Below are 21181 nucleotides of genomic sequence, written 5' to 3' on the forward strand. Positions count from 1 at the left end.
CCCTAACCTCGTGCCGCCAACTCGATGGTGCGGCTCAGTGACTCAGATGCGAATTCTTCCAAACGAACGCAGGACATGCCGAGTTGTTCGGCAATCTCGGCGGCACCGTTGGTGCGTACGAACCCCGATTCGGAGTCGATCACGATTCCACTCACCCCCTGGCGGGCCAGCGCCGTCGATGCCGGAGACGTGGAACGTCCCGCATTCACCCGTCCATCGGTGACCACCACCAGCAGCGGACGACGGAGCGGGTCCTTCCGCCCGTGCCGCACCATGAGATCCCGAGAACGAATCAAACCCTCCCCCAGAGGCGTGCGGCCCCCGGTGGCCAAAACCTGTAGCGAGCGGTCGGCGACCTCCACACTAGAGGTCGGATCGAGCACCGTCGCGGCCGACGAGCCTCGAAAAGTCACCAGCGAAACGAGATCCCGCCGCTGGTAGGCGTCCAACAACAGCGAGCGCACCGCTCCCTTGACCGCCGCCATGCGCTTGCGTGCCCCCATGGAACCGGAGGCGTCGACACACAGAACGATCAAATGCCCCTGCTTGCCCGACCGTTCCCAGATGCGGTAATCGCGTTTTTCGATCCGATCGGACCGTGTGCTCCGCCGTCGCGCCCAGGCGGTCAGCGTGCCGGTCAGATTCAGATCCGAACGCCGCGGGGACTCATCCCAACGACACGGCCGCGAACGCACCGCCGCACCCCGATCGGTAGCCCCCCGTGACCGGCGACCCGCCGAACCCCGAGTACGAGAACGAGAAGACAACTGCGCGATGCGCTGCGGGGCCGCCGACGCGGCGACCGTCTGCTCTCCGGCCGCACTCTGCTGGGAACGATCGTTCGGCGAGTCCTGATCGGACTCCCGGCTCTCCGACGGTGACGTCGATGCCGAGGAGTCCGACGGCTCCTCCTGCTCCGACCCACCCGACGAGGGAGGTGGGGGAGGACCACCCGAGGAATCGTCCCCGTCGTCATCCGGGCCGGGATCGTCGTCGCCGTTGTCCTCCTGTTCGGGAGGCTCCACATCGTCGAGAAGACGGTCAAGTTCATCTTCGTCAATACCCATGTCGTCAAACGGGCCGCGCCGCTTACGATGCGGAAGCGTCAACAGACAGGCCTCCCGCACCTCCGGACGACCTGGCGCGGTCGTCCCGTTCCACGCCGCCAAGGCGACCGCCGTCCGGGCAGTGACGATATCGGCCCGGAGACCATCCACTTCGAACCCCGCACAGACACGTGCGATCGCCGTCAGCCAGCCGTCGGATACGGTGATGCCGCTGACGCGCTCGCGGGCGGCCACGATCCGGTCGCTGAGTTCTTTTTCCCGGGTGGCGAATTCCGCCGCGAAGCTGTCGGGGTCGGTTTCGTAACGTAGACGACGGCGGACGACCTCGGCGCGCTCGTTCGGGTCCCCGGGGGCGTCGGCGGTCACCGAGAGGCCGAAGCGGTCGAGCAGCTGCGGCCGTAGTTCGCCTTCCTCGGCGTTCATGGTTCCCACCAGGGAGAACCGGGCCGGGTGTTCCAGGGACACGCCCTCGCGTTCGACGCGATTGACACCCATGGCCGCCGCGTCGAGCAGGACGTCCACCAAGTGGTCGTCGAGCAGATTGACCTCGTCGACGTACAGCAGGCCACGGTGCGCCGAGGCCAAGAGTCCCGGCTGGAACACGGTGGTGCCGTCCTGGAGAGCGGCCTCCACGTCCACCGAACCGACCAGCCGGTCTTCCCCCGCGCCGATCGGTAGTTCCACCAATGGGGTCGGTACGTCGACACGGCCGGTGTCGCGTTGGCAGGCCTGACAGTAGGGGACGGGTCGATCGGCCTCGCACTGATATTGGCAACCGGAGGCGACGTCGATGTCGGGAAGGAGATGGCGGAGCGCACGTACGGCGGTCGACTTCGCGGTACCCTTCTGCCCGCGAATCACGACACCGCCGATACGTTGGTCGATCGCGCCCGCGATGAGCGCGGTCTTCAATCTGTCCTGCCCGACGATCGCGCTGAACGGGTAGTGCTTAGGATCGCTCACTATCATTGTCCTCTCCTCGCTCTTCGATGAGACCTTCGGCGTCGATGTAGAACTGCTGTAGGCGCTGTACGACCTCTTCGTCGGGCTCCTTCCACAGTCCGCGCTGTTGCGCCTCCAGGAGTCGTTCGGTGACTCCGTGCAGGGCCCAGGGATTGGACTGTTCCATGAACTTGCGGTTGTGGTCGTCGAAGACGTAGGTTTCGGCGACGCGCTCGTACTGCCAGTCGGATACGACCGAAGCGGTGGCGTCGTAGCCGAACATGTAGTCCACGGTGGCGGCCATTTCGAAGGCCCCCTTGTATCCGTGGCGCTGCATTGACTCGATCCACTTCGGATTGGCAACTCGGGCGCGGAAAACCCGGTTGACCTCTTCGGAGAGCGTGCGCGCCTGTGGACGGGACGGATCGCTGGAATCCCCGATGACGGCGTGCACGTCCTGGCCGGTGAGGTGGCGGATCGTGGCGATCATGCCGCCGTGCTCCTGGAAGTAGTCGTCGGAATCCAGAATGTCGTGTTCGCGGGTGTCGGTGTTCTTCACCGCCACCTTGACGCGGCCCAGATTGCGGTGGAAGTCCTCATGCGCCTCCACTCCGTCGAGTCCGTCGCCGTAGGCATGGCCGGACCAGACGGTGTAGACCTCGGCGATGTCGGCGCTGTCGCGCCAGTTACGCGCTTCGATCAACGGCAGTAGTCCCGCGCCGTAGGCTCCCGGTTTGGCTCCGAAAACGCGGGCCGTGGCATGGCGTTCGGCCCAGGCGAGTTCATGGCCCTCTTCCACCAGGCGGTCCCGGTCGGCGGAGCTGTGGGCGGCGACATGATTCGCTGCGCCCTCGTCGTCGCGTTCGGCCACCATGCGAACCGCACGGTCGATCAGGGCCACCAGGTGGGGAAAGGCGTCGCGGAAGAATCCACTGATGCGGACCGTCACGTCGACGCGCGGTCGACCCAATTCCTCCAGGTCGATGACCTCTAGATCCACGACACGTCGCGTTTCGGGATGCCACACCGGTCGAACTCCGAGAAGCGCCAGGATCTCGGCGATGTCATCGCCGTGAGTACGCATATTGGCCGTACCCCACACCACGATGCCCACCGACTCGGGATAGGCACCGTCGTGGGCCTCCCGGTATTCGTTGATCAACGCGTCGGCCAGGCGTTGCCCCACTTCCCACGCCAGGGAACTGGGCAGACCCTTCGGATCCACCGAATAGAAGTTCTTTCCGGTGGGAAGCACGTCGAGACGGCCACGGGTCGGCGATCCGGAGGGGCCGGAGCGAATATAGCGCCCGTCGAGGCCGGAAACGAGCCGATCGATCTCGCCCGAACAGGCCTGGATGCGGGGAATGGCTTCCCGACAGGCAAAACGCAGTACGTCGGCGACCTCGTCGTCGGACCGTCGCAGCACCGAGGTCGTAATATCCTCGGCGGATTCGGCCCTCCACTCGGACTCGGCCAATCGCACGACGAGACGGTCACTGACCGCGTCCACCGCGTCCAAGAGGTCGGAGCGTCGAGCGCCGGGGCCCGGCTGTAGTTCCAGCAGGCGATCGATCTCGGCCTGCCGTCCGGGCAGAGCGACGCCCGCATCGACGGTCTGCCCGGGATCGGTGGACAGTACCCGCTCGTCGATACCGAAATGAGCGGCCACTTGCGATCGCAGGCCGGGGGTGTCTCCCTGCGGCAGCCGCAGCACGGCTTTGAGCAAGCCCTGCAACTGGTCCGAGGCGGGAACCGAACCGAACACATGGAGCCCGTCGCGCACCTGCATGTCCTTGATTTCGCAGAGATAGCCGTCGACGTGGGTGATCATGTCGCCGAAATCGTCGGGGTCGTCGGGCATCTCGGCCGCACCCAAATCCTCGGCAATATGCGAACTCACCAGCAGTTCCCAAATCTGCGACCGCAGACTCGGCAACTTCGACGGATCGAGCAGCTCCAATTCGGCGTACTCGTCCAAGAGCTGTTCGAGGCGGGCGACGTCATCGTAGGTCTCGGCGCGCATCATCGGCGGTACCAGGTGATCGATGATCGTGGCGTGACCGCGACGTTTAGCCTGCGTACCTTCGCCCGGGTCATTGACCACGAAGGGATAGAACAACGGCACGTCGGTCAGGGTGGCGTCGGTGGCGCATTCGGCGGACAAACCCACTCCCTTACCGGGCAACCATTCCAGGGTGCCGTGTTTTCCGATATGGACGATCGCGTCGGCCTGGAAGATGCGTTCGATCCACCAGTAGGCCGCCAAATACTGGTGCGTGGGTGGGAGGTCGGGGTCGTGGTAGATGGCCACCGGGTTGTCTCCGAACCCACGCGGAGGCTGAATGGCCAGAACCACGTTCCCCAGTCCCAGAGTCGAGGTCACGAGGGACTTTCCATCGGGTGACAGGAGAATGTCCCCCGGAGCCGGTCCCCATTTGTCCTCTACCGCTTCCTGGAGCGCTTGCGGCAGTTGCGAAAACCAGTCACGATAATCGGACACCGGGACGTGGGCCTCGGCATGAGCCAACTGCTGGTCCGACAGCTGCTCGGAGTCAAAGCCCCCGCGCGCGATCATTTCGGCGATCAGGGCGTCGGAATCCTCCAGCCATGTCTCGAGTTTCGGGTCGTCACCCAGGCGGTAACCCAGTTCGCGCATGGTGCGCAACAATGCGGTGGTCGACGCCGGGGTGTCCAGCCCCACACCGTTGCCGATGCGGGAATGCTTGGTGGGGTAGTTCGACATGACGATCGCGATGCGCTTGTCGGAGTTGGCCAAGCGTGACAAGCGGGCGTATCGCATGGCGATTCCCGCGACGCGGAGGCAGCGTTCGTGGTCGGGAACGTAGCGCACCAGGGGACCGCCGATACGTTCGTCCACACCCGTGGTCTCTTTGAAGGAGAAGGGAACCGAAACGATGCGTCCGTCGAACTCCGGCATGGCGATCTGCATGGCGGTGTCCAAAGGAGACATCCCGATGTCGGAAGCCTCCCAGTCGGCGCGTGAGCTGGTAGCGGTCAACGCCTGCACGATCGGAATGCCCAACGAGTCGAGCGCACCGGGGCGCCAACTCTGTTCGGTGAGTGCCCCGGCTTCGCGGCCGTGTGCTCCGCCTGCGGCCAGAACGGTCACGACCAGGCCGTCGAGGGTGACGCCCGCCTGTTCGGCGAGGGAGAGAACCTCAATGGCTCCGTCGGCGTTTTCCCGTAGCGAGTAGCAGAACAGGCCGACGGCGTTGGCCCCCTTTCGCTCGACCGACTCGAGCAGGGCGTCGATGAATTCGGTATTGCCACTCAACAGGTGGGAACGGTAGAAGACCACGCCGATGGTGGGTCGGTCCGGGTCCAGATCGGACAGAGCGTCGCCGCGGTGCGGGTGGTAGGTGCCGACCCCTGGCGTCTCTTGCGGATCGGAGAACCCGCAACCGTGCAGCATGACGGTGTCGGCCACGAACCTGAAGAGCTGTTCGGTATTGTCCACCCCTCCCAGACGCAGATATTCGAAGCACTGCGCCACTGAGGCGGTGGGAAGGGTGGAGGCGGCGGTCAACTCCGCGTCCGGCGACGATTCCCCGGACAGGGCCACCAGTGCGATGTCACGTTGCCCGCATTTGTGCCGCAGCTGATCGAACAGTTCGGGAAAGGCCGCTCGGCCGCCCAGGAGCCGTACGACCGCGACGCGGACGTCGGCGAGGTTGTCGTCGATCCACGCACCCACGGCCTCGGAGTCGTCTTTCGGAGCGCGTGCGGGGTTCAACGCTCGCACGGCGACCGTCTCGTCATCCAGCCGTTCCACCGCCTGGGCGGCGGCCAGAATTTCAGTGTCGGCCGTGGTCAGGAACAGTATCGTATCCGTCATCAGGCTTGCTCCGTTGCTTGGGTCGGCGTTGACAGGGCAGGTGCACCACCGGGCGGTGCGATGAAAGGATTGTCGGGGGCACCCTTCTGGATCAGGTTGAAGAGGTACGACATGTCGAGATGTTCGTCCAGAACGTCGGCGAAGGCGTCCAACCGGTTGCGCCGCACCTGAGCGAAATCGACGTCTCCCGGTGCGAACGACAGTCCACGCCGCCGCGCGACCCGGGTGAGGAAGGCACGACGCAGTGCGTTGTTCTCCAGCAGGCCGTGCCAGGAGGTACCCAGGATCGACCCGACGCGACATCCCTCCGCGCCGTCGACGTCGTCGGCCAGCCAGGATTCGCCACCCCAAGGCCGAGGACGTCCGTGCCGGATCGAATAGGCGTCGACCGCCGCATCGTCGAATAGAGGGGCGCGACCGTGATGGCGTCGTAGAGTCTTGTCGCGGTGGAAAACCGTGTCAACCGGCAGAATATCCAGGCCCTTCACCTCTCCACGCCGAGATTCGACCTCGTCGTGCAGACGGCGACCGAGCATTTGATAACCGCCGCAGACTCCCAAGGTGGGTTCATCGGCCGCGCAGCGGCGGCGGACGGCTTCGGCCAAACCTCGTTCGTGCAACCAATCGAGATCGCCTACCGTGTTCTTCGATCCCGGTAGCACGACGAGGTCGGCGTTGGTGATATCGGCGGCCGATTCGCTGAACCGCACCGACACCCCCGGCTCGACGGTGAGGGCGTCGATATCGGTGAAGTTCGAGATGTGTGGAAGACGCACGACCGTCACGGTCAGCGAATCCTTCCCCAGCGGCGGAAGGGCCTCACGACGTTGATCCAGGGCGAGTGAATCCTCCGCGTCGATCGTCAGGCCGCTGACATGCGGAATGACACCGAGACAGGGGCGTTGGGTGAGCTCTTCCAGTTGCCGGATACCCGGGTCGAGAACGGTTCGGTCGCCCCGGAAACGATTGATGATAAATCCGGACACCAGTGCCTGGTCGGCCGGCTCCATGAGGGCCAACGTCCCGTACAGGGAGGCGAAGGCACCACCACGATCGATATCACAGACGATCACTACCGGCATGTCGTGCTGTCGCGCCAATCCCAGGTTCGTCAGATCGTAGGGGCGCAGATTGATTTCCGCCGCGCCGCCCGCGCCTTCGGCGAGAACGACGTCGAAGCGAGACGCCAAATCCCGCAACGACTCCGACACCACCGGAAGGAGCGTTGTCTTGCGAGTGTGGTAATCCCGTGCCCCGGCGTCGAAGGCCGTATGCCCGCGAATCACCACTTGGGAATGTCGCGGTCCGGTCGGTTTGATCAGAATCGGATTCATGGCGATCTCGGCGTCCACTCCGGCGGCGTCCGCCTGAGCGGCTTGGGCGCGGCCGATCTCGCCGCCGTCGAGGGTCACGGCGGCGTTCAGGGCCATGTTCTGAGCTTTGAACGGCGCGACGCGATGGCCCTGTCGGGACAGGAGTCGGCACAGGCCGGACACTAGAACGCTTTTACCGGCATCGGAGGTCGTCCCCGCGACCAGAAGAGTTCCCTTCATCGGCGGCACCTCCAACGAGCCACGACCGCTGTCGCTACGGCGGTCGTATAGATCAACCAGGACAAGCGATTGGCCCGTGCGATGTCGTGTCGTCGTACCCGGCGGCCGCGACCGAGACGGGGACGCCGGTCCCGAGTGTCTCCGTACGTGTTCACCGTGCCTCCGATGCGGACTCCCAGAGCTCCCGCGAAGGCCGCTTCGGCCGTTCCGGCATTGGGGCTAGGGTGCGCAGCGGAATCACGGGACACCACCCGCGCCGCCTCCACGCTCGTACCGCCCACGGCGGGAGCGAACGCGATGGCCGCCAGCGCCGTCAAGCGAGCGGGAACGAAATTCATGACGTCGTCCAGTCGGGCGGCGGCCGTACCAAAACGGCGATATCGCCGAGTGCGATAACCGACCATGGCGTCCAGGGTGTTGACACAGCGGTGTGCCACGATACCGACCGGACCGGCCACCACTCCCCACCACAGCGGAGCGATCGACGCGTCCGAGGTGTTCTCCGCGACCGACTCCACGGTGGCAGCGGCCAGCTCGTCCGCATCGAGGTCGTCGGCTTCTCGAGCGCACAAAGCACCCAGCGCACCACGAGCCTCGGCCATCTCGTTTGCCAGCAGCGGGCGAGACACCGCATCGGCGGCCTCGATCAGGGAGCGTTGTCCCAACGCCGCCCATGTCACCGCGGCGGAGAAGACGAGTTCGCTCCACCGACGTCGCCGTGCCAGCCGATACGCCCACCAAGCAGCACCGGTCGTCGTCCCCACCGTCAACGCGAGGTACGCCGCTCCCGCTGTGCGGTTGTCACGCCACATGCGCTCTTCGAGTTTGGAGGCGAGTGTGCCGAACCCCGCTACCGGGTGCCGGCGACGCGGGTCGCCGCAGCATCGATCCAGGGCCGCGCCTACCGCCAGCCCAAGCGCGGTCGCGTTCATGAAGTGGCCTCCACATTCAGCGAACGCAAGGTCCAGATTCCACTGTGGGCCGTCAGTGTCGTAGCGGTTCCGGGGGCGACGTCAATGCGCCACAAGGAAGCGGTCGGAGCATGCAGAATCGACAGCAGAGCGGCCTTAATCGGACCGGCGCTCGTAATGACCAGAGTATGACCGGCGTGCGAGGCCAGTTCGGACAGGGCCGCATCGACACGCTCGCTGAGAGAGGCGAAGGTCTCGCCGTTGGGTGGGGCGTGATCGAAAGGATCGTCCAGCCACCGGCTCATGGCCTCGGAGTCGGTTTCGGCCGCGTGAGCGAGGCTGTGCCCGCTCCAATCTCCGAAGTCCAACTCCGCCCATCGGCTGTCGACCGTCGGCCGGGTGTATCCGACCAGCTCGGCGGTGTCGAGGCAGCGGGCGGAGTCGGAAGTGACGACATGATCGGTGACCAATCGGCCGCACCAGTGGGCGACCAGTTCACGGCCCGCTCGATCCAGCGGCTCATTGCTGGGAAAGAGGCTGCGCCGCGTTGCCGAGGTCGGGCCGTGCCGTAGCAGGGTGACGGTGGAGCGGTGGCTCATAGTGCGTCGGCCTTCGCGGTTTTCGTTTGTGCGCGTTGCGAGAGCCACGCGAATATGGTCGTCAGCGCCACCCACAGCAGTAGCTGTGTACCGATGGAGGACAGGCGGAATGACCAGAAGACGTCGGCGGGGAAATCGGCACCGCCTGCCGGAGAGGGAAGTAGCAGCCAAGCCGTCCCCAAAACGGCGACCCCCGCTGCCGCCACGGTGATCTGCCGTTGCGGCGGCTCCCATTCCCGAGCATGGAGACGCTTGGCCAGCCACCATAGGAACCCCAGGGTGACCGCTCCAATGGCGAGTGTGGCGAAGTAGAGGGCGGTGCGGTTACCGACGGTTCCCGGATCACCCACTCCAGGTGGATTGGCGGGATAAACCAGTGCCGGATACAGCACCACCGTGGCGGTAACGGCCGCTCCGACCTTCCATGTCGCGGCCCATTCGTCACGTGTCGTCAGGCGCGAGCGCGCCAATCCGAAGGCGAGTCCGAAGACGCCGCCGAAGGCCGCTCCGACCAGGGAGGTGGCCACTGGAAGCATGGCCTCCTGGACGGGACGGGATACCAATTCGTCCTCATGGTCGTGACCTCCGCCCGACTCTTCCGAGCCGTGCGAATGGCCTTCGTCCGATTGCTCTTCGATCTCAATGGCCGCGCGCAAGGTAGGCTCACCCGCGGCCCAGGCAAAGAGACCCGACAAGAGCCCAGCAAGAAGTCCCGCCGCGAGTCCGCGGCGGAGATAGTCGGTGATCATTCGCTATCGGCTCCTAGTGGCAAGGAAAGCCGAGAAGGTGGCGGGCATCGTGGAAGGCTTCATGCAGCCACGGTGTTCCACCGGTGAGCGTGCCCTGTTCGAACGCGACGCCGTAGACGACGGCGGTCAACATGGCAACGGTGAATAGTGAGATGACGAATTCGCGACTGAGGCCAGTCGTCGTATTGAGAGCAGTCATTATTCCTCCACGGGGATAACCTCGTCCCCGAGATCGGGACAACGACGTTAGTATCCTGGCTTTCGGATCGTCGCTTCCCCCTCCGCCTTCCCGGGTCTTCCCAGTGGCGACTCTCTGTCTGGACAGGCTGGGCCTGGAGGAGGAAACTTCCCGAATACAGTGGCGGGACCGCCGCAGATTCGCACTGCGTTCCTAACAGCCGCTATCAGAGCTTCCATCACTTTACACACCGACTCGCGGCTTGTAAACCTACGGTAGTGGCGATGGTGAGCTGTGTGGGTTATCGGATGGAGGTGTGCCGTTTTCCTGGGGAAAGATCGTCTATTGCGCGTTCTTGATAAACAGTACGCGCGTACTGTATGGTGGTGTCATCGCAATCGAAAGGAATCACATGGACGCCACCAACTTCGGCACCGCGGCCGACCTGTACGACAATGTTCGTCCCACCTACCCGCGTGAGGCGATCGATTACCAACTGGGAACCGACCCGGTGACCGTCGCCGATATCGGTGCCGGCACGGGGAAACTGACTCGAATCATTGTCCAAGCTGGACACCGTGTCATCGCCGTCGAGCCCGACTCACGGATGGCCGAACAGCTTAGCGGTCAATCGTCCGACGTGCCCGTCCACGTTGCCGGAGCGGAGGAACTGCCGCTGGACGATAATAGTGTCGACGTCGTCACCGCGGGACAGTCCTTCCACTGGTTCGATAACGACACCGCGCTGCGGGAGATCCGGAGGGTACTGAACCCGGATGGAGTCTTCGCGCCGATCTGGAACATCCGCGATGAAAGCGTCTCCTGGGTGGCGGCATTGTCGGAGATCATCGGGCGCTCCAACGCCGAATACCTCGCTTCACATATCGCCGACGACAGCGACTACTTCGAACCGCACTTCAGTCAGCGTGAACTACAGGTCTTCCGCCATGAATACCCCATAACCCCACAACGATTGTCGGATTTGGTGCGCTCCCGATCGAATTATCTCAACGGCAGTAGCGAATATCGGGCCGACCTGGACACTCGCGTGGCGGATCTGCTCAATGAGCACCCGGATCTGCGGGGCAGAGACGAGTTCGTCATGCCCTATCGGACCTACGCCTTCCGCCTACGTGCCTGACCATCGGCCCGGTATCACGTCGATTCCGCATGGTGTCAGGCGGCGAACGGCCGCGACCGCTGCCGAACCACCCGACGTTCGCATTATTCGGGTGGCTGGAGATGGGGTTTGACCGTCCAGGCGATTTTATCGGTCAACTCCGCCAGCCAGGCGCGGTTGCGGCGGGCGCGAATGTAAAGGCGTTCGCTGTAGAGCACGACGCTAGGGCGAGTCCATTCGTGGCAGTAGGCGACCGCCGCGGGCGGACATTCGCGCTCCGGCCTGGGTTCCTGATCGCATTCCACCGGCAGAAGGTAGACGGTTTTACTCGCCGCATGGAGCCGCACTTGCCATTGGTGTTGATCGTGTTCGAGGGTTCCGATATTGACGGCGTCAGCGGGGAGATAGTTGACCGGCATGAGCGGCAGGCTCCTTTCGCGACGAGACAGGCGATACCGTCGGCGGTAATATGGCGGACTTGGGTATGAACGGTGCGATGGTGGTGGGCGGTTGGAGGTTGGACGACGTTGTCGGTTGTTTCATTGTGTCGGTCATATCGGAATGTGCTGGTTTTCAATCCGGCATTTCTGACGCGTGTCGTTTCCCACCAGATTATGTCCCTTCAGGGGGTTACTCCACATCAACTTCCAGACCGAGTGGCGTGGCGCTGCCCGCGAACAGCCGATGGGCCGCCACCTGATGCCGTGAACGATGCGGACGAGTCCCCCGCACCCCTGTAGCGTTCCCGCCGGTCGTTCAACGTCACGAGCGAGCTCGCTTATGGACGTTGCTGTCGAATTCGTCGGTACGTGTCGGCCCCACGAGGTCTGCCCGTCCGTTTCAACGTCCCTCAACTGCCGGCTTTTCCCTCCGGTCCACTGTACTCGCCAAACGGTCGTCGGCGGCCTCAGAAGTGTTCAGATCGATACGGAGCACACCGATGGCGCTGGCGACGGCGAGCGCGCACAATCCGAGCCACGGCACCCAGTTCCAGGTATCGCCGATGCGATCGATGGCCGTGCCGACGAGGAAGTTGCCCGCGACCAGCATGACGCCGCACACCGTTTGATAAATTCCGTAATGTGTGGCGATCCGTTGTCCGCCGGTGAGAGCGGTGACGGTGTCCATCTCGAACGGGAAGGTGATCATCGTTCCCAACGCCAACAAGCCTCCTGAGACGACGACCGCGACCGCGACCGCAGCCGGCGGGACGGTCCAGGCGGTCACGGCGAGCGTGGGAACGAACGCCCAGCCCAACACCAACAGGCCGACCACGAGGGAGGCACGTCGTCCCAGGAGCGATGTACACCGCGCGGTGATACGCACTTGGAAGACGATCGTCAGCGTCCCGGAGACGGCGAACATCATCGCGATCGTCGCCGTCGACGCAGTGGAAGTCAGATGGTCGCCGAGCAAGAGCGGCAAGGCGAGGTAGGTCTGGAACACGAGAACATACGACCCGGACATGGCCAGAGCGAACGCTATAAACCGTCGATCGGTCAGTACGGTGTGCCAGGCCTCGATCAAGGACGGGCGTTCGCGGCCACCATGTTCGCCGTTGGAGTTCGAGGGCAGTCGGCGTGCCTGGACAATGGTCAGCGCGGTGAAGATCGCGGCAGCGACGGCACAGGCGAACTGGAAGTTCACTGTGGCCAGTGCTACGCCGATGATCGGTCCGGCGAGAATACCGGCTTGATAAAAGACGTTGAACACCGCGAACGTCCCCACGCGATCGTTATCGGAATGTTCGGCCAGACACGCGCGCACCGCCGGGTTGAACAGAGCCCCGGCAACACCGGTGGCGATCATTCCCACTGCCAGGCCCGGAAGGGCGTCGACCGTGGCCAGCAAACCGAACCCGACCGTGCGTAGCAAACACCCGGCCATGATCAGGTTCTTGTACCCCCACCGGTCGGCCAACGCTCCGCCGAGAAAGAACATGCCTTGCTGACTGAAATTGCGCAGCCCCAACAGAATTCCCACTACACCGGCCGCCAGCCCAAGCGACCCGGTCAGATACGCGGCCAGATAGGGCATCAGCATGAAAAAACCGGCGTTGATGCCAAACTGATTGACACACAACAATCGTGCGGTCGCGTCCAGGCGAGAAAAGCGCCTTGGCAAACCCGTCATCGCGCCGCCTCCGCAAGCACCGGATCGACAACGGTCTCGGAACGCGACCATTCCACGACCTGTGTCGATAGTGGAGAAGATATGGTCACCGGTTCGTCGGGCACAGGCTGCCCCAGTATTCCGTTCTCGCGGCAGTAGTCGTCATTGAAGACCGTATCGGCGTAACGGTGCGGGCCGTCGGGAAAGACGGCGACGATTCTAGTACCGGGTTTTTCCTTGCGCGCCAACCAGTCGGCTACCAATCCGACCGCACCGACACTCCAGCCTCCGGTTGTATACGCTCGCCGGGCGAGATCGCGTGCCGACGCCACCGCTGCGCTCGCCGGTACCCAGTGGATCTCGCTGAACGCGTCATAGGCGACATTGCGCGGGAAAATACTCGACCCCAGGCCGCGCATCAGGCGTGGGCGGGCCTCTTGTCCGAAGATCGTCGATCCGGTCGCGTCGACGCCGACCAGGCGCGCGTGTGGGTAGAGACGACGCAGGACGCGGAAGATTCCGGCCGAATGCCCTCCGGTGCCTACCGCACAGACCAGGATGTCGACCCGGCCGGCCTGGAATGCCAGTTCGAGTGCGAGCGCCTCATAGGCGGCGACGTTGTCCGGGTTGTGGTACTGGTCGGGGGACCAGGTGTCGGATCGATCCGCCGTTATGGCATTGACGCGGGCTCGGCGAGCCTCCTGCCAGCCGCCGATCGGATCGGGGCGATCGACAAGGTCGACCTGCGCTCCATAGGCGAGTAGCAATCGTCGCATTGCCGGTTCAAGGCCCGGATCGGCCACCACTGTGAGTGGGTGGCCGAAATTCTGCGCGGCCAAGGCCAATCCGAGTCCGAGTGTACCCGAAGTGGATTCCACGATAGGGCCTCCTGGAACCAGGAGGCCCTTCTCACGCGCCTGTTTCACCATGTACAGGGCGGCGCGATCCTTGATGCCACCCGGGTTGGATCCTTCCAACTTGGCCCAATATCCGCGTGACCGGTCCGGGCCACGGGCAGGAAGGCGGAGCAGGGGAGTCTTACCTATCAATGCGGCGGTTCTGGGGCACGGGTCGAGGTTGGCGAGAGCCTCGGAAGGTGTGGTCGTTTCGTTGCGCAGTGGAAAATCGATGATTGTCACTGGAAAGTGCGTCTTTCGTCGAATCGGTGAGAACGGGAAGAGGTGAGCGGGCACATAAGTGCCGCGTGGTGCTCTAGATTCGCAAGACGCACATGACGAGGTGTCGATCCAGTCCCGATCGGGCGTGCGAGGTGGAAAGGTCGACGTTTGTTCTCGTATCGGGAAAGTCAGGGGATTTGGATTCCGTTACCGGGGTGGTAACCGAGGTGTCGATATGCAGAGAAGGCTGTTGTGCGATCGATTCCGCGCGATGGTGTTCGAGGTGGGAGGGGCAATCGCCGGTATCGACCGCGACAGCGGCCGACGGTTCGAATGCGTCCTGGGGGACGTGTGTTTGGCATGTCTCCAGGGCGGTCAGCAATAGTGCGAGCACGACCAAGCCTGCGACGCCCATTCGTGTCGGCAGGGATCGCCTCCGTTGCGTCTGACCGGCAGTCATAGCGGGAAACCTACCAGAACGGCCTCGTCGTTCCCCGCATTTGCGCTCGTGTCGTCACGTCGACGGTACATGGGTTGCGACAGAACCGTCGGGCATCAACCCGGCGTTGTACGGTGCTGCCGCTCGCCACGCGATTAGAAAGGGTCGGAGTACTCCGACGATCGTGACCGTTGCCGTCGCCTGTTGTTGAGACCAACGGCGACGAGGAAAACGGCGGTTCCAAACGCCAGGATCAGAGCGACCAGGTGAAACTCCATCGCCAACATTGACGACAGGGCCCCCGATATGAAGGGCAAGGCCATGGCGATGGCGGCGATAAGGGCAATCCACTTGGCATAACGTTGCATGAAGCTCATTGAATCGCCTGCGCTCCTTTCCAGGTGAATGAGCGCATGGGCACGCGGCGTACCGATGGCTCTGCTTAAGTAGTTCCATGCGTAGTCTGTGCTCCAGCGTAACGCCTGTGGTTCCGGATCATATGTCGCATGGGTACGGAGCGTCAACGAATCGACGTGAGGTGTTCGGCTCTGACCGTTTCCGAACGTGACGGGCGCTGTGACAGGGTTTCGACTGTTTTCGCCGCACACGCTGTGGTGACGTCGGCGGGGCCGGCTGAAGTCTCATTCGTCGTCGGGTGGGGTCGTCCGTCGCTGGAGATTGTCGCGGACATCGGAGATGATGCCCGCACCGATGCTGACGGCCGCACAGAGAAATTGAAGCATGACGGCCCCGTAACAGGTAAGCGCCATTGTCCACCAGGCCTCGGTGAGAGCCAGCGCGATGACGACGACTCCGTATCCGTCCTGGAACAACCACAACAATACCGTCCAAAGGAACAGCGTCCGCGCCGGCGAGGTCGATGCGTCGGTATGACGATCGCTGTGGAAACGGCGGACTTCGCGTCGGTGCCCGGTCACGATGAGACAGAAGAGGGTGGCGTTGACCGCGAGAGTCACCGTGACGGCCAGACCGACGGACCAATCGGTCCAGGAGAGCAGAGCGTGTGTCCCGCCGACGACGATCGTGGCGACCGGAATCGTCCAGGGCAACAGCGTGCCGATGACAAGGGTGCGGGAGGCGAGTGACATGGGGTGGTCTTTCTTTCCTTCGCTCGGAGAAGCCAGATTTTTAATACCCTCGAATAATGTCACTGCTCTATCGAAAGTCGCGCGACTTGGGTTCGGGGGTGGCGAGCGTCAACCTCGTCAGCTTATCCGCGGTAATATTCGTGGCGCTCAAGACATCACGTCGTGCGTCGTCGGCACGGGTAATCTGCCCGCGTACCCGCAGAGCCGACGCACCGACCGCGACGTCGCGCCACCGTTCCCACAGACCCTCCGAACAGATCACATTGATCAATCCGGTTTCATCCTCCAAACTCACAAACGTGACTCCGCGAGCCGTGGGAGGCCGCTGACGATGTGTCACGATCCCGGCCACCTCCACGCGTTCAGCATCGGGGATATCCAACAACTCCACGATCGCGACCACCCCGGCATCGGACAATTCCTCGCGCACAAAGGCAATGGGGTGGGCCCGAGTGGACAGCCCCAGGCCGTCCCAATCGGCATGCGCCAGCTCGATGTCCGACATGCCAGGCAACACCGGAGCGGGCTGCGACGGCTGCGTTCCCGCGATCATGCCCACATCGTCGCGCGCCATACCCGCCTTCCACATGGCCTGCCGACGTTGTCCCTCCAGAGAATCGACGGCGCCGGCGATCGCGAGCGCCTCCATCTGCTTGGAACCGATTCCGGTGCGGCGGGCCAGATCCCACACATCCCGGTAAGGATGTTCCCGACGTGCGGCAACAATGGTTTGGGCGCTCGCCTTGCTCAATCCTTTCACCTCATCGAGCCCGAGTCGGATATCGGCCCGGGCAAAGACGACGTGGTCCGAACCGGTGATCGGTTCGATATCGGCACTGACGTTACTGGCGTTAACGTCGGCACTGTGGACGGTAATGCCGTGGCGTTGCGCGTCGGCGACCAAGGTGGCCGGAGAGTAGAACCCCATGGGTTGATTGGCCAGCAGCGCGGCGTAAAAAGCCGCCGGATAATGGCACTTCAACCAGGCCGAAGAGTACACCAGATGCGCGAACGAGGCAGAGTGGCTTTCCGGAAAGCCGAAATCGGCGAAGGAGGTGAGCTGTTGAAACACTCGCTCGGCGTCGGCCCCCACGATCCCGCGTTCCGCCATCCCGTCGAAGAGTCGTTCCCGCAGCGCCTCCATTTTGTCGCTGGAACGCTTGGACCCCATGGCGCGACGCAGTAGATCGGCTTCCGAGGCGTCGAACCCGGCGGCGTCAATGGCCATCTGCATCAGTTGCTCTTGATAGAGCGGCACCCCGTAGGTCTTTTCCAATGCCGGGTGAAGAACCTCGGGGACCTCATGCCGCCATTCCTTGCCCGCCCGACGCTGCAGATACGGATGCACCGACTGTCCCTGCACCGGTCCGGGGCGAATCAACGCGATCTCGGCGACCAGATCCTGGAAGCATCGTGGCTTGAGCCGTGGAAGCGTGGACATCTGTGCGCGCGATTCGACCTGGAACACCCCGACGGTGTCGGCCCGGCACAGGAGATCGTAGACCTCGCCGTCATCGGGCGGCAGGCGCGCCAAGTCCACAGTGTGCCCATGCCGGGCGGCGATCAGGTCGATACAGGTGTGCAGTGCCCCCAACATGCCGAGCCCGAGAAGATCGAACTTCACCAGACCCGCGTCGGCACAGTCCTCCTTATCCCACTGCAGAACACTGCGACCGGCCGCTCGAGCCCATTCGATCGGCACGATCTCCGAGACGGGACTTTCGCAGATCACCATGCCGCCCGGGTGGACGCCCAGATGTCGTGGCAGGCGCTGGAACTCCCCGGCCAAATCCGCGACGTCCGGCGGCACCCCCTCCATTTCAGCGGGATCGAAACCCGTCCAACGGTGCAGGCGTTTGCTCCACCTCGTCGCCTGATCCGGATCGTGCCCGTAGGCCTTGGCGGCGTCCTGAACCGCCGACCGGGGTCGGTAGGTGATCACATTCGCCACCTGCGCCGCTCGACGACGGCCGTATTTGGCATAGACGTATTGAATGACCTCCTCCCGGCGACCGGATTCGATATCGAGGTCGATGTCCGGCGGTCCCTCCCTTTCCGCCGAAAGGAACCGTTCGAAGAGCAGACCGAATCCCACCGCGTCCACGTTCGTAATGCGCAACGCATAGCAAACCGCCGAGTTTGCCGCCGAGCCACGCCCCTGACAGTAGATGTTGTGGGCGCGACAGAACCGGACGATGTCGGCGACGATGAGGAAATAGCCGCTGAAACCCAGCTCGCGAATCACGCGCAGTTCGTACTCCAACTGCCGCCACGCCCCTGCAACCCGCTCGGCTCCGGGAGGGCCGTACAGATCGCAGGCCCCCTCGGTCGTCAAAGCCGCCAGGTAGGAGAATTCATCGTGCTCACGCGGCGTATCGAACAAGGGCAGGCGGGGGGCCAAGACCTGAAAATCGAACGCGCAGTCGGCGGCCAATTCCACACTGTGCTCCACCGCCCCGGGTACGTCGACGAATCGCGCCCGCATCTCCTCAGCCGACCGCAGGAACGCCGCCGCACTGGAATCCAAGTACGGATCCGCCTCGTCCAATGAACGGTTCATACGCGTCGCCGCCAAGGCCGCCGCCACTCGTGCGCGTTCCGGACGACTGAAATGCACCCCGTTCGTCGCCACCACCCCGACCCCGGCTTGACGGGCGATACGAGTCAGCACCTCAACCCGGTCGCTGTCGCCGGGACGGTCGTGATGGGTCAGCTCCACCGTGACGCGCTCGCGTCCGAAGAGGTCGATGAGGCGGTGCAGTGCCCGGGAGGCGTGGCGGGGCCCTGAGGCGAGAGCCTGATTGAGCGGGCCTTTGCGGCACCCGGTGAGTACGTGCCAGTCTCCGCCCGCGTGCTCGGCCAGGCGGGAGAGCGAATAATTCGGCAGTTCCTTGTCACTCCCCGCCAGTTTGGCGTCGGTGATGGCGCGGGACAGGCGTCGGTAGCCCGTGGCGTTGCGGGCCAATACGACCAGGTGTGTGCCGGCGGGATCGCCGTTGCCCCGACGACCGTGCGGCATATCGAGGTTGAGTTCGGAGCCGAAGATCGTCCGTACGGAAGAGCGGCGTGCGGCGGTGGCGAACTGGCTGACCGCGTAAAGGCCGTCGTGATCGGTGATGGCCAATCCGGTGAGACCGAGACGTTCGGCCTCGGCGACCAGATCGGCGGGGGAATCGGCTCCGTCGGCGAAGGAAAAGTAACTGTGCGCGTGGAGTTCGGCGTAATCAGTCATACCAGCCTCCCACACGCCACCGATGGTTTTCATACATGAGCAGGGCGGGACGCGTATCGTACGGGTCGACCTGTAGGCGGCTGTAGTGACGCGGTCGATCCCACCAGCGCTCCCAGACCGGCCACGGTCCCGCCCACGACCGGATGCGGAGGCGTCGGTGGCGGTACAGGAGATAGCGGGGAGTCGAATCGAGTAGACCGCGTCCTTTGGGGCGTACGGCCAGCCCGGCAGAATTGAGCAGTTCCACGGGCGATCCGTCCTGGACGGCCGGCGGCAGTCCTTCGAGGCGTCCCGGCCACGGCCCGGGCTGGGGCCGGGGCGGAGCGGTCCCCCACGCTTCCGGCGACGGCGGAGCGGTGATGTCGCGCGCGGTGGCGGTGCGGGCGACGGTCACCGCGTCCGGACCCAGGAGGCTTTGCACGTGAGTCAGGGCTTGCTCGGCGCGGTGACTACGACGGTCGTCGACCTCCCACAGGGCCGTTTGAGCGTCGAGCAGGTCGGTGATCTCCTCGGGAATCAAGGCGACGGAGGCGATGTCGTCGCTGTCCCCACTGGCCAGCCACCCTTCGATCTGCCACCTCGAACGACGTACCACTTCGTCGGTGGTGAGTGAAGGGAGGCGCCATGTGCGTTGCCGAACGTCGGCAGAGGCCGTGGTGGCACGTATGGTCAGGAGACGACAGGTGACGCTGTGCGCCTCCAAGGTGTCGCGTAGTCGTTGTGCGAGTGTTCGAGTGAAGTGAACGGCCCGGTCGGCGGTCGTCAGAGGAGGGTCGCTGTGCTGTTCGACGCTGAGGTCGACAGTGGGCACGCGAGGTCGCAGGAGGCGGTCGGCTTCGCCGCGCGCCAGGCGATGCGCTTGGCGTACCTCGGACCCGAACCGTTCCACCACGGCTTCCGGCGGCAGTTGTGCGAAGGCGCCCAGAGTGTCGATTCCCAGATGACGCAGAAGGACACAGGTGTCCTCGTCGACGAGACCGGTGGTCATGAGTGCGTTGACGTCGGTAGGGGCGAGAAAGGACCGGTCGGTTCCCGACGGGACGATACGACCGTCGAACGCGGCGATCAGGGCGGCGTAAAACCCGTCGGCGATGCCGACGAGGGCGTCCCAAGCGGTCTCGGAGTGGAGAGCATCGATCAAGGACTCGGCGAAGCTGGATTCATCGAGGTGTCGGGGGACGGCCAGGGCGACCGTACCCGGCCATAGCGTCTCCACGAACGCGGCGTGGTCGTCCACCACGCTGACGACAGGGTCGAAATCGGTCAGGGTTCCCTGCCAGTCGGGGAGGTATACGACGGCGATGCGGCGCTTCCGCTCAGGCGGTTCCGCTGTCCGGGTCATGTCACCTCCTGGGAGCCGTAGGGCCAGACGTCACCGCTGTAGCGGTCTCCATTGCGCACCGAAGCCGTCACCGACAAGCGGCAGCCCCGTAGGAGTCCGGAACCGGACACGCGATTGTCGTTGGGCCGGAGACCGAACCATTGGGCCGTATGAATATTCCAAACGACGTCGGTGACGGCGCGTTGCCGTGACCCCCAGAGAACGACGAGGCAACCACGGCGTCGCGCGCGATGTGCGAGGCGGCGTGACTGCGTCGGGGTCAAGACCGAGGAGGGGAGGACGAGCACGCCGAGACCTTCGACGAGAATCCCGGCGGCGTTGGCGACGACGGAGGAGACGGGGGTGTCCGTCGAGGTGGTGATGCGGGCGAGGTGGTCGAGGTTGACCCCGGCGGCGGCCGCCGCGTTGGGGTGGAGCTCGGGCATGTCCAGCAAACCGCACCAGATTTCAGCGGTGGTGGGGCCGGCGAGGAGACGCCAGAGCAGAGAAGTGGCTCCGGGCTGTCGTGGATTGACGGCAAGGAAGCCGTTGACTCCCGAGGGAGGCAGCAATGCGGATACGTCGGGAGTGAGAGGCAGGCGGTCGTGCGTGCGGCGTGCGGGGGTGACCGTTGGGGGAGCGGTGCCCAGTAGTTCGCTGGCGCGCCGTAGCCCGAGGCGCTCGGCGAGGGTGTCGTGTGCGATCGACGTCGGTGGCGAACGGCGTTCGGAGGGGTGGGGGACGGTTGCGGGGTCCATCGCTCTCCTCCTGTCCGTTCTGCACTGCTCCACTACCATTGGTGATCGATGAAATACTTACATAATGCCAGTATAAAGGCCTATGGCAGTTGATCGAACAGTTGTTCTATAAAAACA

The 21181-nt window shown here is 64.1% G+C and carries 17 protein-coding genes and 1 riboswitch; of the genes, 1 reads left to right on the top strand and 16 read right to left on the bottom strand.

The features are described from left to right. Positions 1-2: 2 nt before the first annotated feature. From HALAL_RS0113250 to HALAL_RS0113280, 7 genes are read right to left on the bottom strand one after another with little or no spacing between them, the layout of a single operon-like run. Entirely contained in the window at positions 3-2036 is a 2034-nt protein-coding gene (locus HALAL_RS0113250) for a magnesium chelatase subunit D family protein (protein ID WP_342670462.1), read from the bottom strand. After that, positions 2017-5865 carry a cobaltochelatase subunit CobN gene (gene cobN / locus HALAL_RS0113255; RefSeq protein WP_025274461.1) on the bottom strand — a complete coding sequence of 1283 codons (3849 nt, stop codon included), beginning with the start codon at positions 5863-5865 and terminating at the stop codon, positions 2017-2019. The genes HALAL_RS0113250 and cobN overlap by 20 nt, the downstream gene beginning before the upstream one ends. Further along, positions 5865-7418: a cobyric acid synthase gene (locus tag HALAL_RS0113260; protein WP_025274462.1), complete on the bottom strand. Its 1554-nt coding sequence runs from the start codon at positions 7416-7418 to the stop codon at positions 5865-5867. Before HALAL_RS0113260 ends, cobN begins: the two co-directional genes overlap by 1 nt. Next, complete coding sequence (cbiB, locus tag HALAL_RS0113265; protein ID WP_025274463.1) at positions 7415-8350, bottom strand: adenosylcobinamide-phosphate synthase CbiB; 936 nt, start codon at positions 8348-8350, stop codon at positions 7415-7417. Before cbiB ends, HALAL_RS0113260 begins: the two co-directional genes overlap by 4 nt. Continuing rightward, positions 8347-8928, bottom strand: a complete 582-nt coding sequence (locus HALAL_RS0113270; protein ID WP_025274464.1) for a histidine phosphatase family protein — start codon at positions 8926-8928, stop codon at positions 8347-8349. The genes cbiB and HALAL_RS0113270 overlap by 4 nt, the downstream gene beginning before the upstream one ends. Beyond that, positions 8925-9677: a CbtA family protein gene (locus tag HALAL_RS0113275; RefSeq protein WP_025274465.1), complete on the bottom strand. Its 753-nt coding sequence runs from the start codon at positions 9675-9677 to the stop codon at positions 8925-8927. The genes HALAL_RS0113270 and HALAL_RS0113275 overlap by 4 nt, the downstream gene beginning before the upstream one ends. 13 nt (positions 9678-9690) lie before the next feature. Next, a complete protein-coding gene (locus HALAL_RS0113280; protein ID WP_025274466.1) occupies positions 9691-9876 on the bottom strand; it encodes a CbtB domain-containing protein in 186 nt (61 codons plus the stop codon). Positions 9877-9904: 28 nt separating this feature from the next. Further along, a riboswitch (cobalamin riboswitch) is annotated at positions 9905-10111 on the bottom strand. Positions 10112-10267: 156 nt separating this feature from the next. Between HALAL_RS0113280 and HALAL_RS0113285 the strand changes: the two genes are divergently transcribed. Then, positions 10268-10996: a class I SAM-dependent methyltransferase gene (locus HALAL_RS0113285; RefSeq protein WP_025274467.1), complete on the top strand. Its 729-nt coding sequence runs from the start codon at positions 10268-10270 to the stop codon at positions 10994-10996. Positions 10997-11079: 83 nt separating this feature from the next. Here the strand turns inward: HALAL_RS0113285 and HALAL_RS0113290 are convergent, their stop codons facing one another. The 9 genes from HALAL_RS0113290 to HALAL_RS0113330 all read right to left on the bottom strand — a co-directional run bounded on the left by HALAL_RS0113290 (position 11080) and on the right by HALAL_RS0113330 (position 21064). After that, positions 11080-11394 carry a hypothetical protein gene (locus HALAL_RS0113290; RefSeq protein WP_025274468.1) on the bottom strand — a complete coding sequence of 105 codons (315 nt, stop codon included), beginning with the start codon at positions 11392-11394 and terminating at the stop codon, positions 11080-11082. A 421-nt stretch (positions 11395-11815) separates the two neighbouring features. After that, entirely contained in the window at positions 11816-13108 is a 1293-nt protein-coding gene (locus HALAL_RS0113295; protein WP_025274469.1) for an MFS transporter, read from the bottom strand. After that, on the bottom strand, positions 13105-14226 hold the full coding sequence (locus tag HALAL_RS0113300) for a PLP-dependent cysteine synthase family protein (protein ID WP_025274470.1): 1122 nt from the start codon (positions 14224-14226) through the stop codon (positions 13105-13107). Before HALAL_RS0113300 ends, HALAL_RS0113295 begins: the two co-directional genes overlap by 4 nt. Positions 14227-14299: 73 nt before the next feature. Continuing rightward, entirely contained in the window at positions 14300-14665 is a 366-nt protein-coding gene (locus HALAL_RS0113305) for a hypothetical protein (RefSeq protein ID WP_156937744.1), read from the bottom strand. Positions 14666-14799: 134 nt separating this feature from the next. Further along, positions 14800-15021 (bottom strand): hypothetical protein, encoded by a 222-nt coding sequence (locus tag HALAL_RS0113310; RefSeq protein WP_025274472.1) that lies wholly within the window; start codon positions 15019-15021, stop codon positions 14800-14802. Between the two features lie 264 nt (positions 15022-15285). Then, a complete protein-coding gene (locus tag HALAL_RS0113315; RefSeq protein ID WP_025274473.1) occupies positions 15286-15753 on the bottom strand; it encodes a hypothetical protein in 468 nt (155 codons plus the stop codon). Between the two features lie 67 nt (positions 15754-15820). Beyond that, positions 15821-18985, bottom strand: coding sequence for an error-prone DNA polymerase (locus HALAL_RS0113320; RefSeq protein ID WP_025274474.1), 3165 nt, complete (start codon positions 18983-18985; stop codon positions 15821-15823). Beyond that, positions 18978-20327, bottom strand: coding sequence for a DNA polymerase Y subunit UmuC family protein (locus HALAL_RS0113325; protein WP_025274475.1), 1350 nt, complete (start codon positions 20325-20327; stop codon positions 18978-18980). Before HALAL_RS0113325 ends, HALAL_RS0113320 begins: the two co-directional genes overlap by 8 nt. After that, positions 20324-21064, bottom strand: coding sequence for a hypothetical protein (locus HALAL_RS0113330; RefSeq protein ID WP_025274476.1), 741 nt, complete (start codon positions 21062-21064; stop codon positions 20324-20326). The genes HALAL_RS0113325 and HALAL_RS0113330 overlap by 4 nt, the downstream gene beginning before the upstream one ends. Positions 21065-21181 lie beyond the last annotated feature (117 nt).

Source organism: Haloglycomyces albus DSM 45210, assembly GCF_000527155.1.
Taxonomy (GTDB): domain Bacteria; phylum Actinomycetota; class Actinomycetes; order Mycobacteriales; family Micromonosporaceae; genus Haloglycomyces; species Haloglycomyces albus.